Annotated in this window: 17 protein-coding genes and 3 tRNA genes; 14 read left to right on the top strand and 6 right to left on the bottom strand. The window is 65.9% G+C overall.

Going from position 1 to position 19,135, the window contains the following annotated elements; genetic code table 11:
• The first annotated feature begins 165 nt into the window (after positions 1 to 165).
• The 6 genes from C5689_RS13600 to C5689_RS13575 all read left to right on the top strand — a co-directional run bounded on the left by C5689_RS13600 (position 166) and on the right by C5689_RS13575 (position 2,194).
• A complete protein-coding gene (locus tag C5689_RS13600) occupies positions 166 to 753 on the top strand; it encodes a cold-shock protein (RefSeq protein WP_108917809.1) in 588 nt (195 codons plus the stop codon).
• Positions 754 to 1,002: 249 nt separating this feature from the next.
• Complete coding sequence (locus C5689_RS13595) at positions 1,003 to 1,383, top strand: DUF192 domain-containing protein (protein ID WP_244594699.1); 381 nt, start codon at positions 1,003 to 1,005, stop codon at positions 1,381 to 1,383.
• Positions 1,384 to 1,476: 93 nt separating this feature from the next.
• A tRNA-Pro gene (locus tag C5689_RS13590) sits at positions 1,477 to 1,553 on the top strand.
• A gap of 75 nt (positions 1,554 to 1,628) precedes the next feature.
• The gene (locus tag C5689_RS13585; protein ID WP_108917825.1) at positions 1,629 to 1,940 is read left to right on the top strand and encodes an ETC complex I subunit; all 312 of its coding nucleotides are present in this window, start codon (positions 1,629 to 1,631) and stop codon (positions 1,938 to 1,940) included.
• Between the two features lie 10 nt (positions 1,941 to 1,950).
• Positions 1,951 to 2,027: transfer RNA gene (locus C5689_RS13580), tRNA-Arg, on the top strand.
• Positions 2,028 to 2,117: 90 nt separating this feature from the next.
• A tRNA-Arg gene (locus C5689_RS13575) sits at positions 2,118 to 2,194 on the top strand.
• Positions 2,195 to 2,228: 34 nt separating this feature from the next.
• Here C5689_RS13575 and C5689_RS13570 read toward each other — a convergent pair.
• The 3 genes from C5689_RS13570 to C5689_RS13560 form a co-directional block, all read right to left on the bottom strand.
• Positions 2,229 to 3,725 (bottom strand): outer membrane beta-barrel protein, encoded by a 1,497-nt coding sequence (locus tag C5689_RS13570; protein WP_108917808.1) that lies wholly within the window; start codon positions 3,723 to 3,725, stop codon positions 2,229 to 2,231.
• 132 nt (positions 3,726 to 3,857) lie between these two features.
• Positions 3,858 to 5,000: a cell division protein ZapE gene (gene zapE / locus C5689_RS13565; RefSeq protein WP_108917807.1), complete on the bottom strand. Its 1,143-nt coding sequence runs from the start codon at positions 4,998 to 5,000 to the stop codon at positions 3,858 to 3,860.
• Between the two features lie 25 nt (positions 5,001 to 5,025).
• Entirely contained in the window at positions 5,026 to 5,523 is a 498-nt protein-coding gene (locus C5689_RS13560; RefSeq protein WP_108917806.1) for a GNAT family N-acetyltransferase, read from the bottom strand.
• Between the two features lie 118 nt (positions 5,524 to 5,641).
• Between C5689_RS13560 and bla the strand changes: the two genes are divergently transcribed.
• The 3 genes from bla to C5689_RS13545 are packed head-to-tail and all read left to right on the top strand — an operon-like array spanning position 5,642 to position 7,626.
• A complete protein-coding gene (gene bla / locus C5689_RS13555) occupies positions 5,642 to 6,499 on the top strand; it encodes a class A beta-lactamase (RefSeq protein WP_108917805.1) in 858 nt (285 codons plus the stop codon).
• A gap of 29 nt (positions 6,500 to 6,528) precedes the next feature.
• Entirely contained in the window at positions 6,529 to 7,089 is a 561-nt protein-coding gene (locus C5689_RS13550) for a GNAT family N-acetyltransferase (RefSeq protein WP_108917804.1), read from the top strand.
• Positions 7,090 to 7,626 carry a GNAT family N-acetyltransferase gene (locus C5689_RS13545; RefSeq protein WP_108917803.1) on the top strand — a complete coding sequence of 179 codons (537 nt, stop codon included), beginning with the start codon at positions 7,090 to 7,092 and terminating at the stop codon, positions 7,624 to 7,626.
• On the opposite strand, the gene C5689_RS13540 is transcribed toward C5689_RS13545, so the two are convergent.
• Positions 7,617 to 8,090 (bottom strand): NUDIX domain-containing protein, encoded by a 474-nt coding sequence (locus C5689_RS13540; RefSeq protein ID WP_108917802.1) that lies wholly within the window; start codon positions 8,088 to 8,090, stop codon positions 7,617 to 7,619. The two genes, C5689_RS13545 and C5689_RS13540, sit on opposite strands and share 10 nt — an antisense overlap.
• A gap of 153 nt (positions 8,091 to 8,243) precedes the next feature.
• Between C5689_RS13540 and mbfA the strand changes: the two genes are divergently transcribed.
• Both mbfA and C5689_RS13530 read left to right on the top strand, forming a co-directional pair.
• Positions 8,244 to 9,215, top strand: a complete 972-nt coding sequence (mbfA, locus tag C5689_RS13535) for an iron exporter MbfA (protein ID WP_108917801.1) — start codon at positions 8,244 to 8,246, stop codon at positions 9,213 to 9,215.
• 9 nt (positions 9,216 to 9,224) lie between these two features.
• Positions 9,225 to 10,106 (top strand): metallophosphoesterase family protein, encoded by an 882-nt coding sequence (locus C5689_RS13530; protein ID WP_108917800.1) that lies wholly within the window; start codon positions 9,225 to 9,227, stop codon positions 10,104 to 10,106.
• A gap of 6 nt (positions 10,107 to 10,112) precedes the next feature.
• Here the strand turns inward: C5689_RS13530 and C5689_RS13525 are convergent, their stop codons facing one another.
• The gene (locus C5689_RS13525) at positions 10,113 to 10,895 is read right to left on the bottom strand and encodes a hypothetical protein (RefSeq protein ID WP_244594698.1); all 783 of its coding nucleotides are present in this window, start codon (positions 10,893 to 10,895) and stop codon (positions 10,113 to 10,115) included.
• A 420-nt stretch (positions 10,896 to 11,315) separates the two neighbouring features.
• Here C5689_RS13525 and C5689_RS13520 point away from each other — a divergent pair, with 420 nt between their 5' ends.
• The 3 genes from C5689_RS13520 to mobA all read left to right on the top strand — a co-directional run bounded on the left by C5689_RS13520 (position 11,316) and on the right by mobA (position 18,408).
• Positions 11,316 to 16,760, top strand: coding sequence for a GH36-type glycosyl hydrolase domain-containing protein (locus C5689_RS13520; protein ID WP_108917824.1), 5,445 nt, complete (start codon positions 11,316 to 11,318; stop codon positions 16,758 to 16,760).
• A 131-nt stretch (positions 16,761 to 16,891) separates the two neighbouring features.
• Complete coding sequence (locus C5689_RS13515; protein WP_108917798.1) at positions 16,892 to 17,758, top strand: hypothetical protein; 867 nt, start codon at positions 16,892 to 16,894, stop codon at positions 17,756 to 17,758.
• Positions 17,759 to 17,781: 23 nt separating this feature from the next.
• The gene (gene mobA, locus C5689_RS13510; RefSeq protein WP_108917797.1) at positions 17,782 to 18,408 is read left to right on the top strand and encodes a molybdenum cofactor guanylyltransferase MobA; all 627 of its coding nucleotides are present in this window, start codon (positions 17,782 to 17,784) and stop codon (positions 18,406 to 18,408) included.
• Here the strand turns inward: mobA and lepB are convergent.
• A complete protein-coding gene (gene lepB, locus C5689_RS13505) occupies positions 18,396 to 19,088 on the bottom strand; it encodes a signal peptidase I (protein WP_108917796.1) in 693 nt (230 codons plus the stop codon). The two genes, mobA and lepB, sit on opposite strands and share 13 nt — an antisense overlap.
• Positions 19,089 to 19,135 lie beyond the last annotated feature (47 nt).

The raw sequence follows: 19,135 nt of genomic DNA, 5'->3' as shown, positions 1-19,135 counted from the left end.
CGGGCTTTGTATCCACAGCGAAGGCGCGCGAGACAAAAAAGTCGGTTGGAGGAAAGCGTGGCGATGATATCTTAACCACAGTGATTCACGGGCGAGCGTCGCGATTCGAGTCTTCGAAGGCGAGCGGAGCGCATTCGTTCCGAATCGGCAGGGGGAGTTGGTCTGTTGGGCGCAAAAATTTCATTCCAGAATGAGTTGAGCGCGTCGACGATAAATATCGAAAACGGCGAAGCCGGGCTCGATCTCGTCGAAGTGTCGGGAACCATCAAATGGTTCGACGTTTCGAAGGGATATGGATTTGTCGTTCCCGATGATGGCGGCGCGGATATTCTCTTGCATGTGACGATCCTGCGTCGGTCCGGCTTCCAGTCCGCCTATGAAGGCGCGCGCGTCGTTTGCGAGGCGCAAAAGCGCGTCAAGGGAATGCAGGTGTTCCGCGTCGTCGCGATGGACGAGTCGACAGCTGTTCATCCCTCGCAGAACGGAGCCGCGCGCACCCATGTCCAGGTGACGCCGTCGAGCGGCTATGAGATCGCCATCGTCAAATGGTTCAACCGGGTAAAAGGCTTCGGCTTCCTGACCCGCGGCGAAGGCACGGACGATATTTTCCTGCATATGGAGACCGTCCGACGCTTCGGACTGGCCGAGCTGAAGCCCGGCGACAGTGTGCTGGTGCGCTACGGCGACGGCCCCAAGGGCCTGATGGCGACCGAAGTGCGGCCGCTCGAATCGGCGCTGCCGGCCTCTCATTAGAGCCGCGCGAGACGCGAGTCTTCCAGGCCGCTTTGTATTTCCCGATCGCATTTGGCAGAATGGCCGTCGAGCGCCAGCTCTCGACAGTGTCGTGATATGCGCGGCGGCCAGGATGCGGCGAGGATGAACATGTCGGGTGCGTTGTCGCGGAGCGTGTCGAAGCTCGTCGTCGCTCTTCTTTTCCTTTTCTTCGGCGCCGTTGTCGCGAGTCGCGCGAAGGATGCGGGACCGCCGCCGCCCGCGGTCAAAATGGCCGTCGAACCGCTCGAGATCGTCACCGCCACCGGCGCGCATCGGCTGCGCGTCGAAGTGGCGCGCACGCCCGACCAGCGCGAGAGGGGCCTGATGTTCCGCACATCGCTCCCCTCCGACGGCGGCATGTTGTTCGATTTCCGCGAAGAGCGGCCGGTCGCCATGTGGATGAAGAACACGCCGCTGTCGCTCGATATGATCTTCGTCTCGCGTTCCGGCCGCGTCGTCTCCGTGGCGCTCGGAGCGGAGCCCTATTCGGAGCGCGTCATTTCCTCGGGCGGGCCGGCGCTCGCCGTCATAGAGCTGGCCGCCGGCGCGGCGCAACGCCTCTCCATCGCCGTCGGCGACACGGTCAAACATCCGATTTTCGAGCGATAGAGCGGCCCGTCCGCGCGCTCGCGCTTGTGAGCGGCGCGCCCGCGTGCTAGCGAGGCGTTCGGCGGAAATGGGCTCCGCGGCCTATTCGCGAGACGGGGTATGGCGCAGCCTGGTAGCGCGGAAGTTTTGGGTACTTCAGGTCGCAGGTTCGAATCCTGCTGCCCCGACCATTGGCGCGGAGTCCCCGCCACAGCGCCGATTTTTCGTTCTGGCCGGCTCGCGAGCCGGCTCTCGCCGAGGCCGATATGACCGCACGCATTCACCGCCCGTCCCCCAGCGCGACGCAATCTGGTCCCGGACCGGCCAAGCCCTGGGTGCTCGAATATGAGAACGAGACGCCCCGCGAGCTCGATCCGCTGATGGGATGGACCGGCACCTCGGACGCCAAGGCGCAGATCAGGCTGCGTTTCGCCACCAAGGAAGAGGCGATCGCCTATGCCGAGCGCAAAGCGCTCGTCTATCGCGTCGAGGAGCCCAAGCCCGGCTCGCCGTCGCGCCGGATCATCTCCTACGCGGATAATTTCAAGACGCAGCGCGTCGGCCAGTGGACGCACTGACGGCCGTCACGACCCCGTAGCTCAGCTGGATAGAGCAACCGCCTTCTAAGCGGTAGGTCGCAGGTTCGAATCCTGCCGGGGTCGCCAGCGGTCGACGACCGGCGACTGCGGGTTCTCCCCAATCGACGAGAAAGCGCCCGAGACGACGCCGGCCGAATATGCTAGAGAATAGGCGTCGACTCCGTAGCTCAGCTGGATAGAGCAACTGCCTTCGAAGCAGTAGGTCGTAGGTTCGAATCCTACCGGGGTCGCCAGCGAACTCCCGAGAATCTCCGCCGTATTCGACCTTCACTTCAACGCGAACGGCACGATCGCATCGATGGCCAACATGCCGGTCGAGCGCCTGTAGCCGCTCGCGCCGAAGAAGGGCGCCGCGCCGGTCAGGGATGCGTCATAGCGCAGTTCCGGCCGCAGGGTCAGGCCGGCGATCGGAAGACCTTTGGGAATTTCCGGCGTGATCGTCAGCCCGGCGGTGATCGCGAAATAGCTCGTTCCGCGTCCCTCTGGTTGGAAGATCGCCGAGGGCGCGTAGAAGCCATGGTCGATGTTCATATAATCGAAATAGCCCGGATAGGCGCCGACGAAATATTTATTGTGGTCGCGCCAGAATTCGACGCGGCCATTGAGCTGGAACACGTCGTCGATCTTGTAGGACGCATATTGCGCCACGCCATAGCCGTTGACGCCGCGCGGGCGACGCGGAATGAGCGCGGCGTTGAAACCATAAATGTCGGCAAGCCTGCTCAGAACGCCTTCGGATAGTCCGGTCGCCGAGAGCGCGTTCCATCCATCGTCGTGGACGTAATTGATATCCGTGCTCAGCGTGAGCCGATCCGTCGCCTTCCAGGTCAGCGTTACGTCATTGCTGTAGGACAGCGCCCGATTGGGATCGCAGGCGCATTCGTAAGGGATGTTCGGCCAGCCGACGCCGAGCGGATCGAGCTGCTTCGGATCTTCCGGCCCGATATGAGTCGTCCCCAATATGGTCAGTCTGTCGTCGAAGGCCTTTATGCGCAGGCCGGCTTGGAAAGAGGCGGCGCTGTTGTTGTCGCCGGGCCAGCCGAGGCTGGCGCTGTCGCCCGACATGACGCTCGCATGGACGAAGAGCCAGGAAGAGAGATCGGACGAGATCATCACGCCGGTCTGCTTGAGCGGGATGCCGAAATTGAAAATATAGGAATGAGTGTAGAAAATGCTGTCGACGAGTTCCGCGCCCTCGAGCGTGACGAATTGGCCGATCTTCACATCGAAGCCTCTGTCGGTGATCCAGGGCAGATGCAGCGTGGCGAAGGCCTGGAGAATGTCGAGCTGCGTTCGGTCGCGCATCGCATAATCGAGCTCGCCGAGAAAATGCGTGTAGCGCGCATCGGAGCCGACCATCGCCTGAATCTTGAAGCCGAAGTCGAAGTCCTTGGTCGCCTTCGGATCGGGCAGGCGCTGCACGGCGATCACGCCGGCGTTGAATTGCGGCTGATTGGCGCGATCGGTGAACAGATGGCCCCAATTGAGCTTGTTGAAGGGATTGTCGAAATTGAAAGTGGAGCCGGCCTCGGCGAATCCCGTCACGGTCAGAGCGTCGAGCCAGGACGGCGGCGACTTTTTTTTCTTCGCCGCGCTCTCGCTCGAAGTTGCGCTCGAGGCTGTCGCCGCATTCGAAGCGGCGGGCGATGTCGGCCACCCGAGAAGCGCGCGGGAATCGTCCTCCTCCGCCGATGCGGGGGCGATCGCGAGCGCCATCGTCACGACGGCGGCCGCGAGCAACGACCGCCATGTCTCGACCGCCATGTCTCGACCTCGAACAGGTCAGCCTCTTTTAAGAATTCGAATGAAACGGAATGATCGAAAACGTCGTCAAACCGACGATGATCCCGGCGACGAATGGAGAGCTATCCGATTCCTCCGCGGCGAGCCAGTCGGCTATTCCACGCGCCCGGCTCGCGGCTCGCAGAGATAATCTCGCGAGCGCATTTCGATCAGCCGCGATATGGCGCGGGCGAATTCCTGAGCCTCATGTCCCATCGGCGCATGATAGAGGTCTTGCGCCTCGGTCTCTGCAGAGAGAATGAGCCGCGTCTTCTTCTCGTAGAGAATATCGACGAGCGTGATGAAACGCTTGGCCTCGTTGCGCCGCTCGAAATTCATGGCCGGGACGTCGTCGACGAAGATCGTGTCGAAGGCCTCGGCGAGAGCCATATAGTCGGAGGCGCCGATCGGGCGCGCGCACAGATCCTCGAATGAAAATCGCGCGATGCGGCCGGCCGCTTGCGGAACGATCACATTGTGGCAAGCGACGCGCAGCTTCGTCGGCGCGCCTGTGGCGACGCCCGTGAGCCGAAGAAACAGATCGTCCAGCGCCGAGCGGGCGCCGGCGTCGGCGGGGGTGAAATAGGTCTCGCCGAGCGCGATCTTCTCGAGGCGGAAATCGGCGCGCGCGTCGAGGCGCATTATGTCGAGCCGCTCCTCGAGCAGCGCGATGAAGGGCAAAAAGAGATCGCGATTGCGGCCCCCCTCGTAGAGCCGGCGCGGCTCGACATTGGAGGTCGCCACCACGACGACGCCTTCCGCCAGCAATCTGGTGAAGAGACGCGCGAGAATTGTCGCGTCAGCGATATCGGTCACGGCGAATTCGTCGAAGCAGAGGACGCGCGTCTCGCGCGCGATCTCCTGCGCTATATGCGCCAGCGGATCCGGCGCGGCGCTGCGGCGGGCGGCGGCGAGGCGTTCGTGAACCTCCGCCATGAAGGCGTGAAAATGCGCGCGGCGCTTTTCCGCGAGCGGCAGCTCGGCGAAAAAAAGGTCCATCAGCGTCGTCTTGCCGCGCCCGACGAGGCCATGAATATAGACGCCGCGCGGGCCCGCGCAGGGCGCGTGGCGTCCGAGCCATCCGCGCAGCCGCGCGGCGAGACCGCCCGCCGCCGCCGGCGGCGATGACTTGCGCGCCAGCGCGCGCGCCAGCGCCTCCAGCCGCTCGAGCCCGGCGAGCTGCGCCGGGTCGCGCTCGAGCGCGCCGCTCGCGACGAGCTCCTCATAGCGGGCGAGGAGGGGGCGCGGCGCCGTCATGAAAGGCGCCGCCGAGTCGAAGCGATCACAGCCGGCGCATCCTGCCACTGGCGGCCGCGAAGGCGCCTTCGCGCAGCTCGCAATAGAGCAGGCGCTGCGGATCGACCGGGCCGGGCATGACGATCTTGCCGCGCGGCGTGCGGGCGAAGCCGAGGCGGGCGTAATAATCGAGATCGCCGACCAACAACACGAGGCCGTGGCCCGCGTCGCGTGCGGCGTCCAGCGATTTCTTGACCAGCGCCTCGCCGAGCCCCTGCGAGCGGAAGGCCGGCTCGACCGTCAGCGGGCCGAGCAGCAGGGCAGGGGCCTCGTCGATGAGGATGGAGGTCATGCGATTGGCGCCGACCAGCAGCGTGCCGACATGGGCGACGAAGGAGAGCGACAAATCCGCCTCGACGCCCTCGCGCAGCCGATAGGCCGTGCGCGCATAGCGGCCCGGACCGAAAGCCCGCTCCTCGAGCTTTTCGATTTGGGGCGCGTCGGCCGGGGTCTGCGGCGAGAAGCGGATGACGAGATCGATCATCGCTCGCGCATAACATGCGCGGCCCGGCCGGCAAAGACCGCGAGCAGCCGGGCGGCCGCATTGCTTCCTCGAAGTTCCGCCAAGGTCGAGCGATGAATCATTTCTGGAGCTCAATCGCATGAATCGCCGCCGATTTCTCCTCTGTCTCGCCGCGTCCGGGGCGACGCCCTTCGCCCGCGCCGCGGATGCGGCCGAACTTTCCGCACGCGTCGAAGCGATCGAGCGACGCGCCGGCGGGCGGCTCGGCGTCGCGGTTCTCTCCGGCGACGGGCGACGTTTCGCCCACCGCGCAGATGAACGATTCCCGATGTGCTCGACCTTCAAAGCGCTCGCGGTCGCGGCCGTGCTGAAGCGCATCGACGCTGGCGCGCTGTCGCTCGAGCGCAAAATCGCCTATGGCCAAGCCGATCTCTTGGATTATGCGCCGGCGACGAGGGCCCACGTCGCGGACGGAGCGATGAGCCTCCGCGATCTCTGCGCGGCGGCGATGCAGCTCAGCGACAACACCGCCGCCAATCTCATTCTGGGCGCGCTCGGCGGGCCGCAGGCCGTGACCGAAACGGCGCGCTCGCTCGGCGATGAGGCGACGCGCCTCGATCGCGACGAGCCGACGCTCAACAGCGCCATTCCCGGCGATCCGCGCGACACGACGACGCCAATGGCGATGGCGCGCGACCTTCGCGAGCTGATCATGGGCAGAGCCTTGTCGGAAACGTCGCGGCTCCTCCTCGAAGACTGGATGATCGGCAATAAGACCGGCGCGAAGAGGCTGCGCGCCGGCCTTCCGCCGGATTGGGGCGTCGGCGACAAGACCGGCAGCGGCGAAAACGGCGCAGCCAATACGATCGCCATTTTCCGCCCGCCGCGCCGCGCGCCGCTCTTCGTCGCGGTCTATCTCGCCGAGGCGGGCGGATCGAAAGAGGAGCGCGACGCCGTGCATCACGACGTCGCGAAATCGATCGCCGAGACTTTCTGACCGGCCCGAGTCTTGCTCGAAAATCGCGCATGACAGCGATCGAGATCAGACCGGCGACGCTGGCGGATGCGCAGACGATCGCCGCCCTCCATGTCGCCTGCTGGGGCGAGACCTATACGCCTCTGGCGCCGGCGGAAATTCTCGCCGAATACACACTGGAGACCCGCCTCGCGCAATGGCGTGAGACATTGGACGGAGCGGGGCCGCAACAGCCGCCGCCGAATGTGTTTCTGGCGCTGCGGGAGGGGAGCGCAATAGGCTTTTCCGCCTGCGGCGCGCAGCAGAGCGCCATTCTCGGCGAGCGCGGCTATGCCGGCGAGTTTCAGGCGATTTATCTGTTGAAGGAAGCTCAGCAGCTCGGCGCCGGGCGCGGCCTCATGCGCGTGATGGCGCAGGCGCTGCGCGAGCGCGGGATCGAATGGGGGAGCCTCTGGGTGCTGCGGCATAATTTCACGGCCCGGAAATTCTACGAGAAGCTCGGCGGCCGCAAGATCGGCGTCGAAGGCGATTGGCGCGGCGTGCCGGAGGTCGCCTATGGCTGGCGCGATCTTCGGCTGCTGATCGATCCGCCGCCGGCGAAGCCCTGGTGAATGCCGAGCGAATTTTCCATTCGCGCCGCGACGGCCGAGGATGCGCCGACGCTCGCGGCGCTCAATCTCGCCTGCTGGCGCGAGACCTATGAGGGGCTGCTGCCGGCCGAGACCTTCGCCGCGCTCACGCTCGAGGAGCGGCTCGACCATTGGCGTGGGGCTTTTCAGTCGAGCGGATCGCGCGTCGCTCTGGCTTTCGATGTGGACGGAGCGGCTGTCGGCTTCACGCATTGGCGCGCGCATGAGTTCGTTCTCGGCGGACGGCTCGGCCGCGGCGGCGAGATTTGCGCCGTCTACCTACGCCGCGCCGTGCAACGGCGCGGCCTCGGCCGCCGGATGATGCGGCAGATGGCGCGGGAGATGCGCGCGAGCGGCTGCAAATGGGCGAGTCTCGTCGTGCTGCGCGACAATCTTCCCGCCCGACGCTTCTATGAGGCGCTGGGCGGGCGCCGCTTCGGGCGCGAACTCTCCTGGCGCGGCGTTCCGCAGATCGCCTATGGCTGGCGGGATGTGGCGGGTCTTGCCGCTCACCAATAGGGAGAGACCGGCGCGCCGCCGAATACCTCCGCTATGCGGGCGCGCGTGGCCGGCGTCGCGCTCTCGGGAAGCGCGTCCAAGGGAAAGAATCCCGCCTCGGCGATCTCATGGTCGGGGCCGCGCGGCGCGCTCTGGCGAAAGGCCCGCGCGACGAAAAAGGCCACATGGTCGCGCTTGGAGATGCGGCGGTTGAGATAGACGCCGCGCAGTTCGGCCGGCGCCTCCAGCTCTATATTGCCTTCTTCCGCCAATTCGCGCACCAGCGCCTGCTCGAGCGTCTCGCCCGGCTCGACGCCGCCGCCCGGCAGATAATAGCCCGAGACATAGGTGTGCCGCACCAGCAGCACGCGCCGCTCGGCGTCCACGACGAGACCGCGCACGCCGAGCGTCATCGGTCGGATGACTGTGGCGGCGAGCACCACGAGGCGCGTCGTCAGCAAGGTCCGCCAGCCGGGCCCGCTCATCGGCGCCGCGCCCGCGAGGGAGACCTCGCCGATTCAAATGTCTGGCGTTCCATGGTTCGACACTCTAGAACCGCTCTAATTCGTCGCCGGCGCGAGCGAGCACGCCGAGAGCTAACTAGCGCCGTCGCTCCGCCATGCGCAAGGAGCGCAAGATTGAAATCCTTCTGTGACCTCACGGAACGCGAGATACTCGCCGTCGCCATCGCCTCGGAAGAGGAAGACGGCCGCATTTATCAGAGCTTTGCGGAAGACCTCTCCGAGCGCTATCCCTCATCCGCCAAGGTCTTCGAGGAGATGGCCGAGCAGGAGGGCGCCCATCGCCATGCGCTGCTCAGCCTCTATCAAAAGCGTTTCGGCCCCAATCTGCCGCCCATACGCCGCGAAGATGTGAAGGGCTTTCTGCGCCGCCGGCCGATCTGGCTGACGCGCAATCTCTCGCTGGAGACGATCCGCAAGGAAGCGGAAGTCATGGAATATGAGAGCGCGCTCTTCTATCAGCGGGCGGCGGCGCGGGCGACCGACGTCGGCGTGCGCAAGCTGCTCGGCGATCTCGCCGCGGCGGAGCAGGGGCACGAGACTCTCGCCATGCGCCTCGGCGCGCAAATCCTCACGCCCGGCGCGAAAAAGGAGGAGGATATCGCCTATCGGCGCTTCTTCATCCTGCAATATGTGCAGCCGGGCCTCGCCGGGCTGATGGACGGCTCGGTCTCGACCCTGGCGCCACTGTTCGCCGCCGCCTTCGCCACGCACAATAATTGGGAGACCTTCCTCGTCGGCCTCGCCGCCTCCATCGGCGCCGGCATCAGCATGGGCTTCGCCGAGGCGCTCTCGGATGACGGCTCGCTGACCGGCCGCGGCTCGCCGATCCTGCGCGGCGGCGTCTGCGGACTGATGACGACGCTCGGCGGCCTCGGCCATACTCTGCCCTATCTCGTGCCGGATTCGATCCCCGACAGCTTCGCCATAGCGACGACGATCGCCGGCGCGGTCGTCTTCGTCGAGCTATGGGCGATCGCCTTCATCCGCGCGCGCTACATGGATACGCCTTTCCTGCAGGCGGTGTTTCAGATCGTGCTCGGCGGCGCCATCGTGCTCGCCGCCGGCATATTGATCGGCGGCGCATGAGGACTGCCCATGGGATTTCTGCTCGCTCATCTTTCTGACGCCCATATCGGCCCGATCCCGCGGCCGAGCCTGCGCGAGCTCGCTGGCAAGAGGCTCACCGGCTACGCCAATTGGATCAATAAGCGCGCGCAGGCGCATGATATGGGCCTGCTCGGCCGGCTCGTCGAAGATATGGCGGCGCAAAAGCCCGATCATGTCGCGATGACCGGCGATATCGTCAATATCGGCCTCGACGCCGAGATCGCGGCGGCGCGGCTCTGGCTCTCCAGCCTCGGCAGTCCCGAGAATGTGAGCTTCACCCCCGGCAATCACGACGCCTATGTGCCCTCTGCGGTCCCGCGTGTCGCCGAGACTTTCGCGCCCTGGACCACATCGGAGGAGGGTGCGGGCTTCCCCTATCTGCGGCGGCGCGGCGGAGTGGCGATCATCGGGCTCGATTCCGCGATTCCGACCGCGCCTTTCGTCGCCTCGGGCCGGCTCGGCGCAGAGCAGCGCGAGAAATTGGCGGCTCTGCTCGACAAGACCAAGGCCGAAGGGCTCGTTCGGGTCGTGCTGCTGCATCATCCGCCGCATCGCGGCGGCGCCAAGGCGTTGCGCGGCCTCGACGACGCCGCCGAGCTGGAGGCGATCATCGCGCGCCATGGCGCCGAGCTGGTGCTGCACGGACATAATCACAAGATCAGCCTGCATCGCCTGCCGGGCGCGCATGGCGAGACGCCGGTCATCGGCGCGGCCTCCGCCTCGGCCAAGGCCGGCGGGCATAGTCACCGCGCGGCCTATAATCTCTATTCGATCGAGCGTGAGGGCGACAAAATCGTCATCTCCGCCCGCTCGCGCGGGATGCTGGAAAACGGCGAGACGATCGGGGATTTGGCCGCGCTCGCGCTTTGAAGAGCGTCAGCGCGTCAGATGCGGACCGATCGCATAGACGCCGAGCTGCCAAAGCAGAAAGAAGAACGCCGCCGCGCCCGCTCCCTGCGCGAGAAACAAAATCGCCCGATAGATTTTCTCGCCGACTCCGCCGAGGCGTGGGAGGGCGGGCAAGCTTGCTGATCTCGGGGCGATCTGCTTCTTTTTTTTCGCCGCCTCCTCGGTGAAGGCGCGGGCGCCGCCCTGTCCGGCGAAATCGAACCCCAGCGCCTTTTCACGCTCGATCAGCCGATGAGCGATATATTCGGTGATCGCCTCCACCACTGTCGCGACATTGTCGGTCTCGCCGATCGTGATGCGGCCGTGGCGCGTGTCCTGCAAGAATCGATAGGTGCGGCGGTCGCGCCCCATTTCGACGAAGCCGACATGATCGATGAACAGTCGCGGCCGATCGCCATGCGAGACGCCGATGTCGAAGAGATCGCAATCCTTCGGCGCCTGGGCGAGGACAGGCTCCAAATGATCCCGCAAAATCTCCAGCCGCGCGATCTCGGCGTCGCGCAGATCCGCGAGAACGCCGGAGCGCTCGGCATTGGCGAGCCGGGCCCGCCGCATCGCCCCGGCCAGATTGGCGACGCGGGTCTCTTTGGTCTCCGTCGAGAGGGCGCGCTGGCCCGAGCCGCTCCGCTCGACGGCGGCGGCCCGCCGGTCGGTCACGAGGGCCGCAGCGGCGGACGCATCGCCGGTCGTCGCCGCTTGGCTGTCCCTTTTCGACTCGTCCATCTCACTCATTCGCACGAAAGACCGCATGGAGTTGCTCATTCATTATACCCTGTCGCGACCGAGATTCGACCGGAAAGCGCCGGGCGCCGTGACGCTTCGGCCGGCGTTCCTCATCTCCTGTATCGCACCATTATCGGCGGCGGCCTTCGCCTTGTTAGACCACAATGGCGGATAAAACATGACCGTCGTTACAGACCCGCCAATATGGTATCGGGAATAATACTTATAATTCGACGTGAATATTAGGTGATCCGGCCTCTGTACCAGCGGCCTCCTCGTCATCCATCGATGCGAGCGGCGGCTCCGCCGACAGCAGAGCTTGCGGAAGAGTCGACATTTGCGCCGCCTTCCGGCAAATCTCCGGCCGACGAGAGAGCGGGCGCCCGCGATTCGTGCGCAGGAGGAGGCCGCCGCCCGCCGCAGGCCGCGCGCAAGCTGGAGACCCATATGGCGCCTCATGACGCCGGCCTGCCGACGGTGGGCGCACGCTTCGGACGGATCGCATTCGGCTCGATCTGCTCGCTCGTCTCGATCATGGAAGCCGCTGGCGGCAGGGAGCATATGCTCGTCGCCGGATTTTTCGCAGCGACCGCCATGCTCCTCATGCGGCCGGCGCAGGGGCGCATTCGCCAAGGAGTCGATTTCGCGCTCGATTTCTGCGCAATAGGCGGGCTCGCCCTCCTTTGCGATCCGTCCGGCGTGCTCTGGCGTGCGCCGGAGACGCTGTCCAGCCTTTTCACATTGACGCCGATCGGCGCGGGCTCCGCGGTCGGCCTCTATCTCCTCGGCGTCTCCATTCTTCCCGGATCGCCTTTCGCGCTGCGCGCGGCGCTGTTCCTTCTCCCCTTCCTGTTCAGCCTCCTGGTCGCGCTCGGCTCGCGGGTCATCGGCGAATTGGGTGGGCTGCTTTTCCTCGGCCTCGAGGTTCCGCAGACGGCGCGCGTCGTCGCGGCGCGGACAGTCATCGTTTTTCTCTTGAACGAGGCGGTCATCGTCGGCGCGCCACTGGCGCTCGGCCGCTATCTGCCGCAGCAATGGCGCCCGCATGGCGTGCTGATCCTCGCCGCTCTGATCGCCGCCGTCACGCCGGAGATCGCCAGCCTCGGCGCGCATCCGCATGTCGCCTTGCTGCCGGCGCCGATCGCGATCGTGATCGCCGCGCTGCTCGCCGCCGCCGCCCAGGCCGGCCTTTGGGGAGAGACCTATCTCGTCACCCAGGCCATGGCGGGAATGCTGCGCGGAACGCCCTCGCTCCCCGTCATCGTGCTCAACGACTGGAAGACCGGCGCCGCCAAGGGCGCCGTCTATGGCTTCGTCTTCATGGCGCTGCTGCTGGTCGCCGGGCTGATCGTGAGCTTCCCGCCGGCGCTCGGGTTTCTCGTCGCGGCGGGGCCGGTCGGCGGCGCGCTCATCGGCGCCGCGACCTTCCCGCTGCTGCGCGCCATTGTCGAGAGCACGGATTCGACGCCGCCCTTCTACGCCCGGCTGCGGCATGAATATGAACGGATCGCCAATTTCCCGCGCGGCCTCGTCGCCGGCGCGGCGGTCGGTCTCGCGCTGCTCTTCGGCCTGCCGGGCGAGGACGGCGGCGCGCGTTTCCTCTTCGGCGCCGGGGCGGGGATTCTCGCCTATGCCGGCGTCGACATGGGCTTCGATCTCTACGCGCTTCAGCAGAAGCGCCGCCAGCATTTGCGCAGCTGGCGCGTCTATGCGCTCGGCGCGCTCCTCGGCGGTCTCGTCGGCGGGGCGGTGGCCTGGTATCTCGACGCCGATCAGCTCTCGACGATCGCGAAGAAATTCTTCGCCTATATCTCGCTGAGCTACGCTGCCGACGGACGGCCGGTCGCCGATTATGTGATCCGCCCGCTCTTCTCCAAATGGGGCGCGACCAATCTCGGCTTCGTCGACGGCGGCGTGCGCCTCTTCTTCGACGAGTCGCTGTCGGGCGTCATTCAATGGGTGTTCGCCGCGCCCTTGTTCTCGATCAATCTCTTTTTCCTGACGGCGCTGGTGCGCCGCAGCCTCGCGCCTTTGCGCCAGCTCGCGAGCTGGGAAGGTCTCGACATGCTGGTCGAGAACGCGGTGCGCGTGCTGCGCTGGGGCCTGTGGATGGCGCCGGTCATCTATTCCTTCCTGAAGGCCTCGCCCGATCCGGCCTGGTACAATCAGGACGGCCTCATCCGCACCGGCGTCGCCATATGGATGAATCACGCGCTGCCGGACCAGGATTTCCGCGCCTGGAGCCTCGACATTTTCACGGCTCTGCTCGCCTATGACGCCATCCGCGTGCTGATCTGGTTCGACCATATGGGTCTGCGCGTCGCGACGCTGGTAAACCTCTCCTTCGTCGGCGGCGATGTCGCCGACGAGAAGGCGGCGCGCTTCATCGGCAAGGCGCAGAAGAGCCGCGCCATTCCGGAAGGCCTGCGCCGCTTCGCGACCTGGGCGCCGCTGCTGCTGCCCTTCTACATTCCGCGCGGCGCGGAGTGGGATCAGGCCTGGGGCGCCGCCGAGCGCATGACGCATCTGAGGCCGCCGTCCTATTCCTATCTCATGGGCGGCTATATGGCCTATGCGGGCGCGCTCTCCATCGCGCTCGTGATCTTCCTGCTGATCCAGCTCGCCAAGGCCGGCAAGCTGCCGCTGGAAGGCATCACCGGCGCCGGCGGCGCGCCCGGCTCCAAGCCCTTCGAGCTGACCAATGGCCTCGTCACCAGCCAATGGTTCGAGGATGGGCAGGGCGCGATGCGCGTCGAGGGCGTCGCGCGCGGCGGCCCGCCGATCGATCTCACCCGCCGGCCGGACGATCACGCCCATCCGCGCGGACGCTTTCTGTTCTTCCGCGAGGAGGGCCGCGATCTCTGGTCGCTCGGCTCCGCGCCGACCTGCGTTCGCTGCGAGAAGGTCTCGCTGGAGAGCGAGGGCTGCACTTTCCTCTACTTCCTGATGGAGCAGGGCGGCTTCGCCATTGAGGCGAAGATCGCGCTCGCGCCCGATGAGGCGGTGGAGATCACGCGGCTGCGCCTCGTCGATCTCGAGCAGCGCCCGCGCAAGATCACGCTCGCGACCCTGCGCGAATGGGTGCTGAACGAGACCGGCGTCGAGCAGCGCGACGCCGCCTATAACGCCATTCACATCGGCACATGGTTCGTCGGCGGTCTCAACGCCATCATCGCGCAGAACCGCTTGCTGAAGGGCGGCGCGCGCCGCGACGTCGACCGGCGCCTCTCGCCCGAGGTCGGCTTCCACGCGATCGGCGCCAGCGAAGGAACGCGGCTTCGCCTCATCGGCTATGAGGATGTGAAGGCGCGCTTCTACGGCCTCGGCGCCGCTGGCGCGCCGGACAGTCTCCGAGACGGGGACAAGCCGCGCGATCCGTCCGACGAAGGCCTGCTGTTCGGCTTCGAGCCGATCGCGAGCCTGCGCGCCGAGCTCGAAATTTCGGCTGGCGGTGCGGCGGAGATCGTCATCGTCGACGGCTGGGCGCGCGACATTGGCGCGGCGACGCGCACGATCGCCAAGCATCTCTCCCGCGACTTCGATTTCGCGAGCGTGGAGACGGCGCTGGCGCGTAAGCGCGCGCTGCTGCATCCGCCGGCGCCGACCGAGCATCGCTACGCCTTCGCCGAGGACGGCCGCAGCCTGACGCTACGTCCCGAAACGCCGCGGCTCTACGCCCATACGATCGCCAATGCAGTGGGGCAGGGCGCCGTGCTCGGCAATCATGGCGATATTTATTCCTTCCACGGCAATTCGCGGCTCAACAGCCTCACGCCCTTCCGCATGGGCGAGGGCCGCATGACGCCGGCGGGCCAGGCCATTTATGTCTACGACCTCGCCCGGCAGGACGCGCATTCGGCGACCTTCGCGCCGCTGCGCCGACGCGACGCCGAGCATGAGGTCGATTACGGCCTCGGCTATGCGATCTATCGCTCGAGCCGCGACGATCTTGAGCTCGAGCTGACCGTCTTCGTCCCGCCGGACCAGCCGGTGGAAATCAAGCTGCTGCGCATCATCAACCGCCACGATCACGAACGTCTGCTGCAGATCACCCCGGCGATGGAGATCGTTCTCGCCGAGACGCCGAACGAAAGCCTCGGCCGCGTCGAGGCCCTCGCGGGCGAGAACAATCGCGCGCTCTACTTCCGCAACCCGGACAATAATTTCGTCCAGGGCTGGGCCTTCGTCTCCACGTCGATCGCGGCGGAGTTCGCCGAGACCTCGCGGCGACGCTTCCTCGGCCATGAGAGCCGCGATCCGGCGCTTCCCTATATGGTCGAGCACGGCCATCCCGACGCCGGCGCGCCGGAGCATCAGCGCAAGGTCGCGAGCTTTTCCGGCGCGATCGACGTTCCCGCCAATGGCGAGTCGCTCGTCGTCGTCGCCCTGGGGCAGACGCCGACGCTCGAAAGCTCCAGGATTCTCGCCGCTCTCGCCAGCGACCCGGCCTATGCCGTGCGCGCGTTGGAAGAAACGAAACGCGATTGGGAGCAGCGCCTCAGCGTGCTGCGCGTGAAGACCAATCGGCCGGAATTCGACCGGCTGGTGAACGACTGGTTACCCTATCAGCTGCTCGTCTCGCGGCTCTGGGGCCGCTCCGGCCCGGCGCAGCGCTCGGGCGCGACCGGCTATCGCGACCAGCTGCAAGACGTGCTGCCGCTCATCCATCTCGCGCCGGAGCTCGCCCGCGCGCAGATTTTGAAGCACGCCGCGCATCAGTTCATCGAGGGCGATGCGGTGAAATGGTGGCATGACGCGCCGAACGGCGGCTGCGGCATCGCCGACCGCACCCACGCCTCCGACCCGCATCTGTGGCTGCCCTATTTGACGATCCGCTATGTGAAGGGAACGGGCGACGACGCCATTCTCGATGCGATCGAGCCTTTCCTCGAGGCCGAGCTGACGCCGCCCGACCGGGAAGGAAACGCCAGCGTGCCGCTGACCTCGCGCGACAAGGACGCGCTCCTCGGCCATTGCGCGCGGGCGATCGACTATTCGCTGGATCGCTTCGGCGCCCATGGCCTGCCGCTGATGGGCACAGGCGATTGGGACGACGGCCTCAATCTGCTCGGCGCGCAGGGACGCGGCGAGAGCGTTTGGGTCGGCTTCTTCCTGCATGGAATTCTGGCCGATATCGCGCCTTTGTTCGAGGCGCGCGGCGACGCCGAAAGGGCGGCCCGCTATCGCGCGCGCGCCGAGGCGCTGCGCGCCGCGCTCGATTCCTGCTGGCGCGGCGATCGCTTTCTGCGCGCCTATGCGGATGATGGAAGCGAGGTCGCGCCGATGAGCGCCATGACCGCCTCCTGGCCGATCCTCTCCGGCGCGGTGGATTTCGCGCGCGGCAAGGAGACGCTCGACAATGCGCTGGCGGCGCTCGCGCGGCCGGATCGCATCTTGCTGGTGACGCCTTTCTTCGATGAGAATTCGCGTCCCTATCCCGGCCGCAGCGCCGAATATCCGCCGGGCGTGCGCGAGAATGGCGGCCAATATTCGCATGGCGTCTCCTGGCTCGTGGACGCGCTGACGCGCCTTGCGCTGGAGGCGGAAGAACACGGTGATCGCGCCGAGGCCGATGCGCTGTTCGCGCGCGCGTGGGACGCCTGGTTCGCCATCTCGCCCTTGTCGCGTCTCACAACGCCGGAGCAGGCCGATATCTACGGCCTCGCGCCGCATCAGCAGCCGGCCGACGTCTATGAGGGCGAGGGCTATGAAGGCCGCGGCGGCTGGAGCTGGTACACGGGCGCCGCCGCGCGAATGCTGTCCGCCGCCTATGGGCTGCTCGGCCTGGAGATGATCGACGGCGAGCTCAGGCTGCGTCCCGATGCCTTCGAGTCCAAGGGCGAGTTGAAGCTCGAGAGCGTCACTTGGCGCGGAAAGAACTTCTCTGCCTGAAGCGTATGTTTTCACCATGAATCGGCTTCCGCGGCGCGGACGCTTGTGGACAAATTGATTTCATTTTAGCTTTTCGCCGCTCGATCGGCAGCTTTCGCTCGGGCCTCGATCTCGATGCGGCGTTTTTGTTCATGAGCTCATGGGCGCGTATCTGCTCCTGTGTCGCGGCGCTGTCGTTTCTGCATTCGACGGCGTGCCGCGCCGGCGCGTTTCTGCAAAAGCCGGGCGAGGGGATCGTCATCCTCTCGACGAGTTTCGCCGACGCCCATAAGGCCTATGACTCGCGCGGCAAGCTCGTCACCGCGCCCTCCTATGACAAATTCGAGACGCAGGCCTATGTCGAATACGGCCTCATCGACGAAATCACTTTCGTCGCAGAGTCGAGCTACATGCGCTTCCGCGGCGCGAACGAGCAGCGCCAGCTCGAGCAATTGCAATATCTGACGGCGGAAGCGATCGCCGGCGCGCCGCTCTATCTGCCGCCCGGGCTCGGCGGCGGCGCACGTTACGAGGGGCTCGGCGCAGGCTGGATCGGCGGCCGGTTGCGGCTGCTCGAATGGGGCGCGACCATTCTCTCCGTGCAAGGGAACCTGCGCGCGGCGACGCCCGCCGCGCAGACCTTTCTCGATATGAAGCGGCGATTGCAGGAGGATGTGCGTCTGCAATTGGGCTGGCCGGTGGAGATTTTCGGTCTGTCCGGCTTCGGCGACATGCAGCTCGGCTATCGCTCTCTCGGCCAGAGCGGCGACGAGCTGCGCGGCGAGACGACCTTCGGCCTGCGGCCCGTCGATGGCGTGCTGCTGCTGGCGCAGAGCTTTCTCTCCTTTTCTCCCTGGAGCGGATCGGCGCCTTTCATGTCCTCGCAAAAAGCTCAGGTGAGCGCGGTTTGCGACGTCACCCGCGAGGTCGCCGTGCAGCTCGGCGTTCGCGCCTCGCTGCGCGGCGTCAATGATTCCGCCGAGCGCGGCCTACTCGGCGCCCTATGGTATAGGTTCTGAGAGGAACCGCGGGCGAGGGGAAGATGACACGCTGTTTCGGACTCATTCTGGCCGGCGGCCAAGCGCGGCGCATGGGCGGCGTCGCCAAGCCGCTGATCGAGGTCGGCGGCGCGCCCATCCTCGAGCATGTCGTGCGCCGGCTCGCGCCGCAATGCCTGCGCCTCGCGCTCAACGCCAATGGCGATCCGGCGCGCTATGCCGCCTTCCATCTGCCGATCGTGCCGGACGAAGTGGAGGGTTTCGCGGGGCCGCTCGCCGGCGTGCTCGCCGGGCTCGACCATGTCGCCGCCAATTTCCCGGATGTTCCACTCATGCTGAGCGTTCCGGCGGATACGCCTTTCGTTCCGCTCGATCTCGCGGCGCGGCTCGCCAGCGCGCGCGCCGCGGCGAAGGCGGAGATCGCCGTCGCCAAATCGGCCGACCGCGTGCATCACGCCGTCGCTCTATGGCCGGTGGCGCTGCGCGAGCCGCTGCGTCATGCGTTGGTGAAGGAGGATTTGCGCAAGGTGTCGGGCTTCATCGAGCGCTACGCCAATACGCTAGTGGATTGGCCGGTCGAGCCCTATGACCCGTTCTTCAACGTCAATCGGCCGGAGGACATAGAGCAGGCCGAGCGCATAGCGGCGGCCCTCGAGTCTCAGCGGTCGTAGACGAATTCGATACGACCGATGATGTTCTCGACCGGCACGAAGCCGACGCCGCCTTTCTCTGGAGCTAAACGCGAATCCGCCGCATTATCGCGATTGTCGCCCATCACGAATATATGATGCGCCGGAACGACGAATGTGGATGTCGTCGCGAGAGGCGGCGGCGTTTCGCCAAAGCCGATGACTGTCTCGTAATGCGTAAAGCTTCGTCCTTCCGGCAAATGCTCGCGAATGATCTGTCGGCCCGAATAGACGACCGATGGAGTGAGCACGCGCGACACAGGCTCGCCGTTGATCCAAAGCTTGTCGTGATCGAGCTTGACGTGATCGCCGCTCAAGCCAATAACCCGCGCCAGATGGTCGCTTCCATTCGGAGCTATGAAGACGATGACATCGCCGCGAATGGGCTCGAGATTTGGCCATCGGCCCGAGATCGGCAGAGGAAACCATTCATAGCTGTGTCGGCTCAATCCGTAGGCGAGGCGATTGGCGTAGACGGTCTGTCGGTATTCGATGGTCGGCTCCATGGACGCGCTCGCGGAATAAAAGCTCCGAAACGTCGGCCCGATATTCGGAACGACCGCCCATATGGCGAGAAACAACAGAATTCCGACCGTGATCACGCAACGGAAAAGCCGCCGATCCGCGACGTCCGACGGATCGAGCGTTTCTGCATCCCTCATGCTATGACCTCAGAAAAGCGTCGATGAAACGAGCGGCTCGCACGAGG

Source organism: Methylosinus sporium, from assembly GCF_003113265.1.
GTDB classification, from domain to species: Bacteria; Pseudomonadota; Alphaproteobacteria; order Rhizobiales; family Beijerinckiaceae; genus Methylosinus; species Methylosinus sporium.
This window is presented reverse-complemented; position numbering and strand designations above follow the sequence as displayed.

Bases quoted from the DNA above. Each gene is read 5' to 3' on its own strand.
- zapE (WP_108917807.1), bottom strand. From the start codon at position 5,000: ATGACGGCGCCGCGCCCCCTCCTCGCCCGCTATGAGGAGCTCGTCGCG.
- lepB (WP_108917796.1), bottom strand. From the start codon at position 19,088: ATGAGGGATGCAGAAACGCTCGATCCGTCGGACGTCGCGGATCGGCGG.
- C5689_RS13545 (WP_108917803.1), top strand. From the start codon at position 7,090: ATGCCGAGCGAATTTTCCATTCGCGCCGCGACGGCCGAGGATGCGCCG.
- C5689_RS13550 (WP_108917804.1), top strand. From the start codon at position 6,529: ATGACAGCGATCGAGATCAGACCGGCGACGCTGGCGGATGCGCAGACG.
- bla (WP_108917805.1), top strand. From the start codon at position 5,642: ATGAATCGCCGCCGATTTCTCCTCTGTCTCGCCGCGTCCGGGGCGACG.
- C5689_RS13540 (WP_108917802.1), bottom strand. From the start codon at position 8,090: ATGAGCGGGCCCGGCTGGCGGACCTTGCTGACGACGCGCCTCGTGGTG.
- C5689_RS13570 (WP_108917808.1), bottom strand. From the start codon at position 3,725: ATGGCGGTCGAGACATGGCGGTCGTTGCTCGCGGCCGCCGTCGTGACG.
- C5689_RS13560 (WP_108917806.1), bottom strand. From the start codon at position 5,523: ATGATCGATCTCGTCATCCGCTTCTCGCCGCAGACCCCGGCCGACGCG.
- C5689_RS13595 (WP_244594699.1), top strand. From the start codon at position 1,003: ATGGCCGTCGAACCGCTCGAGATCGTCACCGCCACCGGCGCGCATCGG.
- C5689_RS13525 (WP_244594698.1), bottom strand. From the start codon at position 10,895: ATGCGGTCTTTCGTGCGAATGAGTGAGATGGACGAGTCGAAAAGGGAC.
- C5689_RS13515 (WP_108917798.1), top strand. From the start codon at position 16,892: ATGAGCTCATGGGCGCGTATCTGCTCCTGTGTCGCGGCGCTGTCGTTT.
- mobA (WP_108917797.1), top strand. From the start codon at position 17,782: ATGACACGCTGTTTCGGACTCATTCTGGCCGGCGGCCAAGCGCGGCGC.
- C5689_RS13520 (WP_108917824.1), top strand. From the start codon at position 11,316: ATGGCGCCTCATGACGCCGGCCTGCCGACGGTGGGCGCACGCTTCGGA.
- C5689_RS13530 (WP_108917800.1), top strand. From the start codon at position 9,225: ATGGGATTTCTGCTCGCTCATCTTTCTGACGCCCATATCGGCCCGATC.
- C5689_RS13585 (WP_108917825.1), top strand. From the start codon at position 1,629: ATGACCGCACGCATTCACCGCCCGTCCCCCAGCGCGACGCAATCTGGT.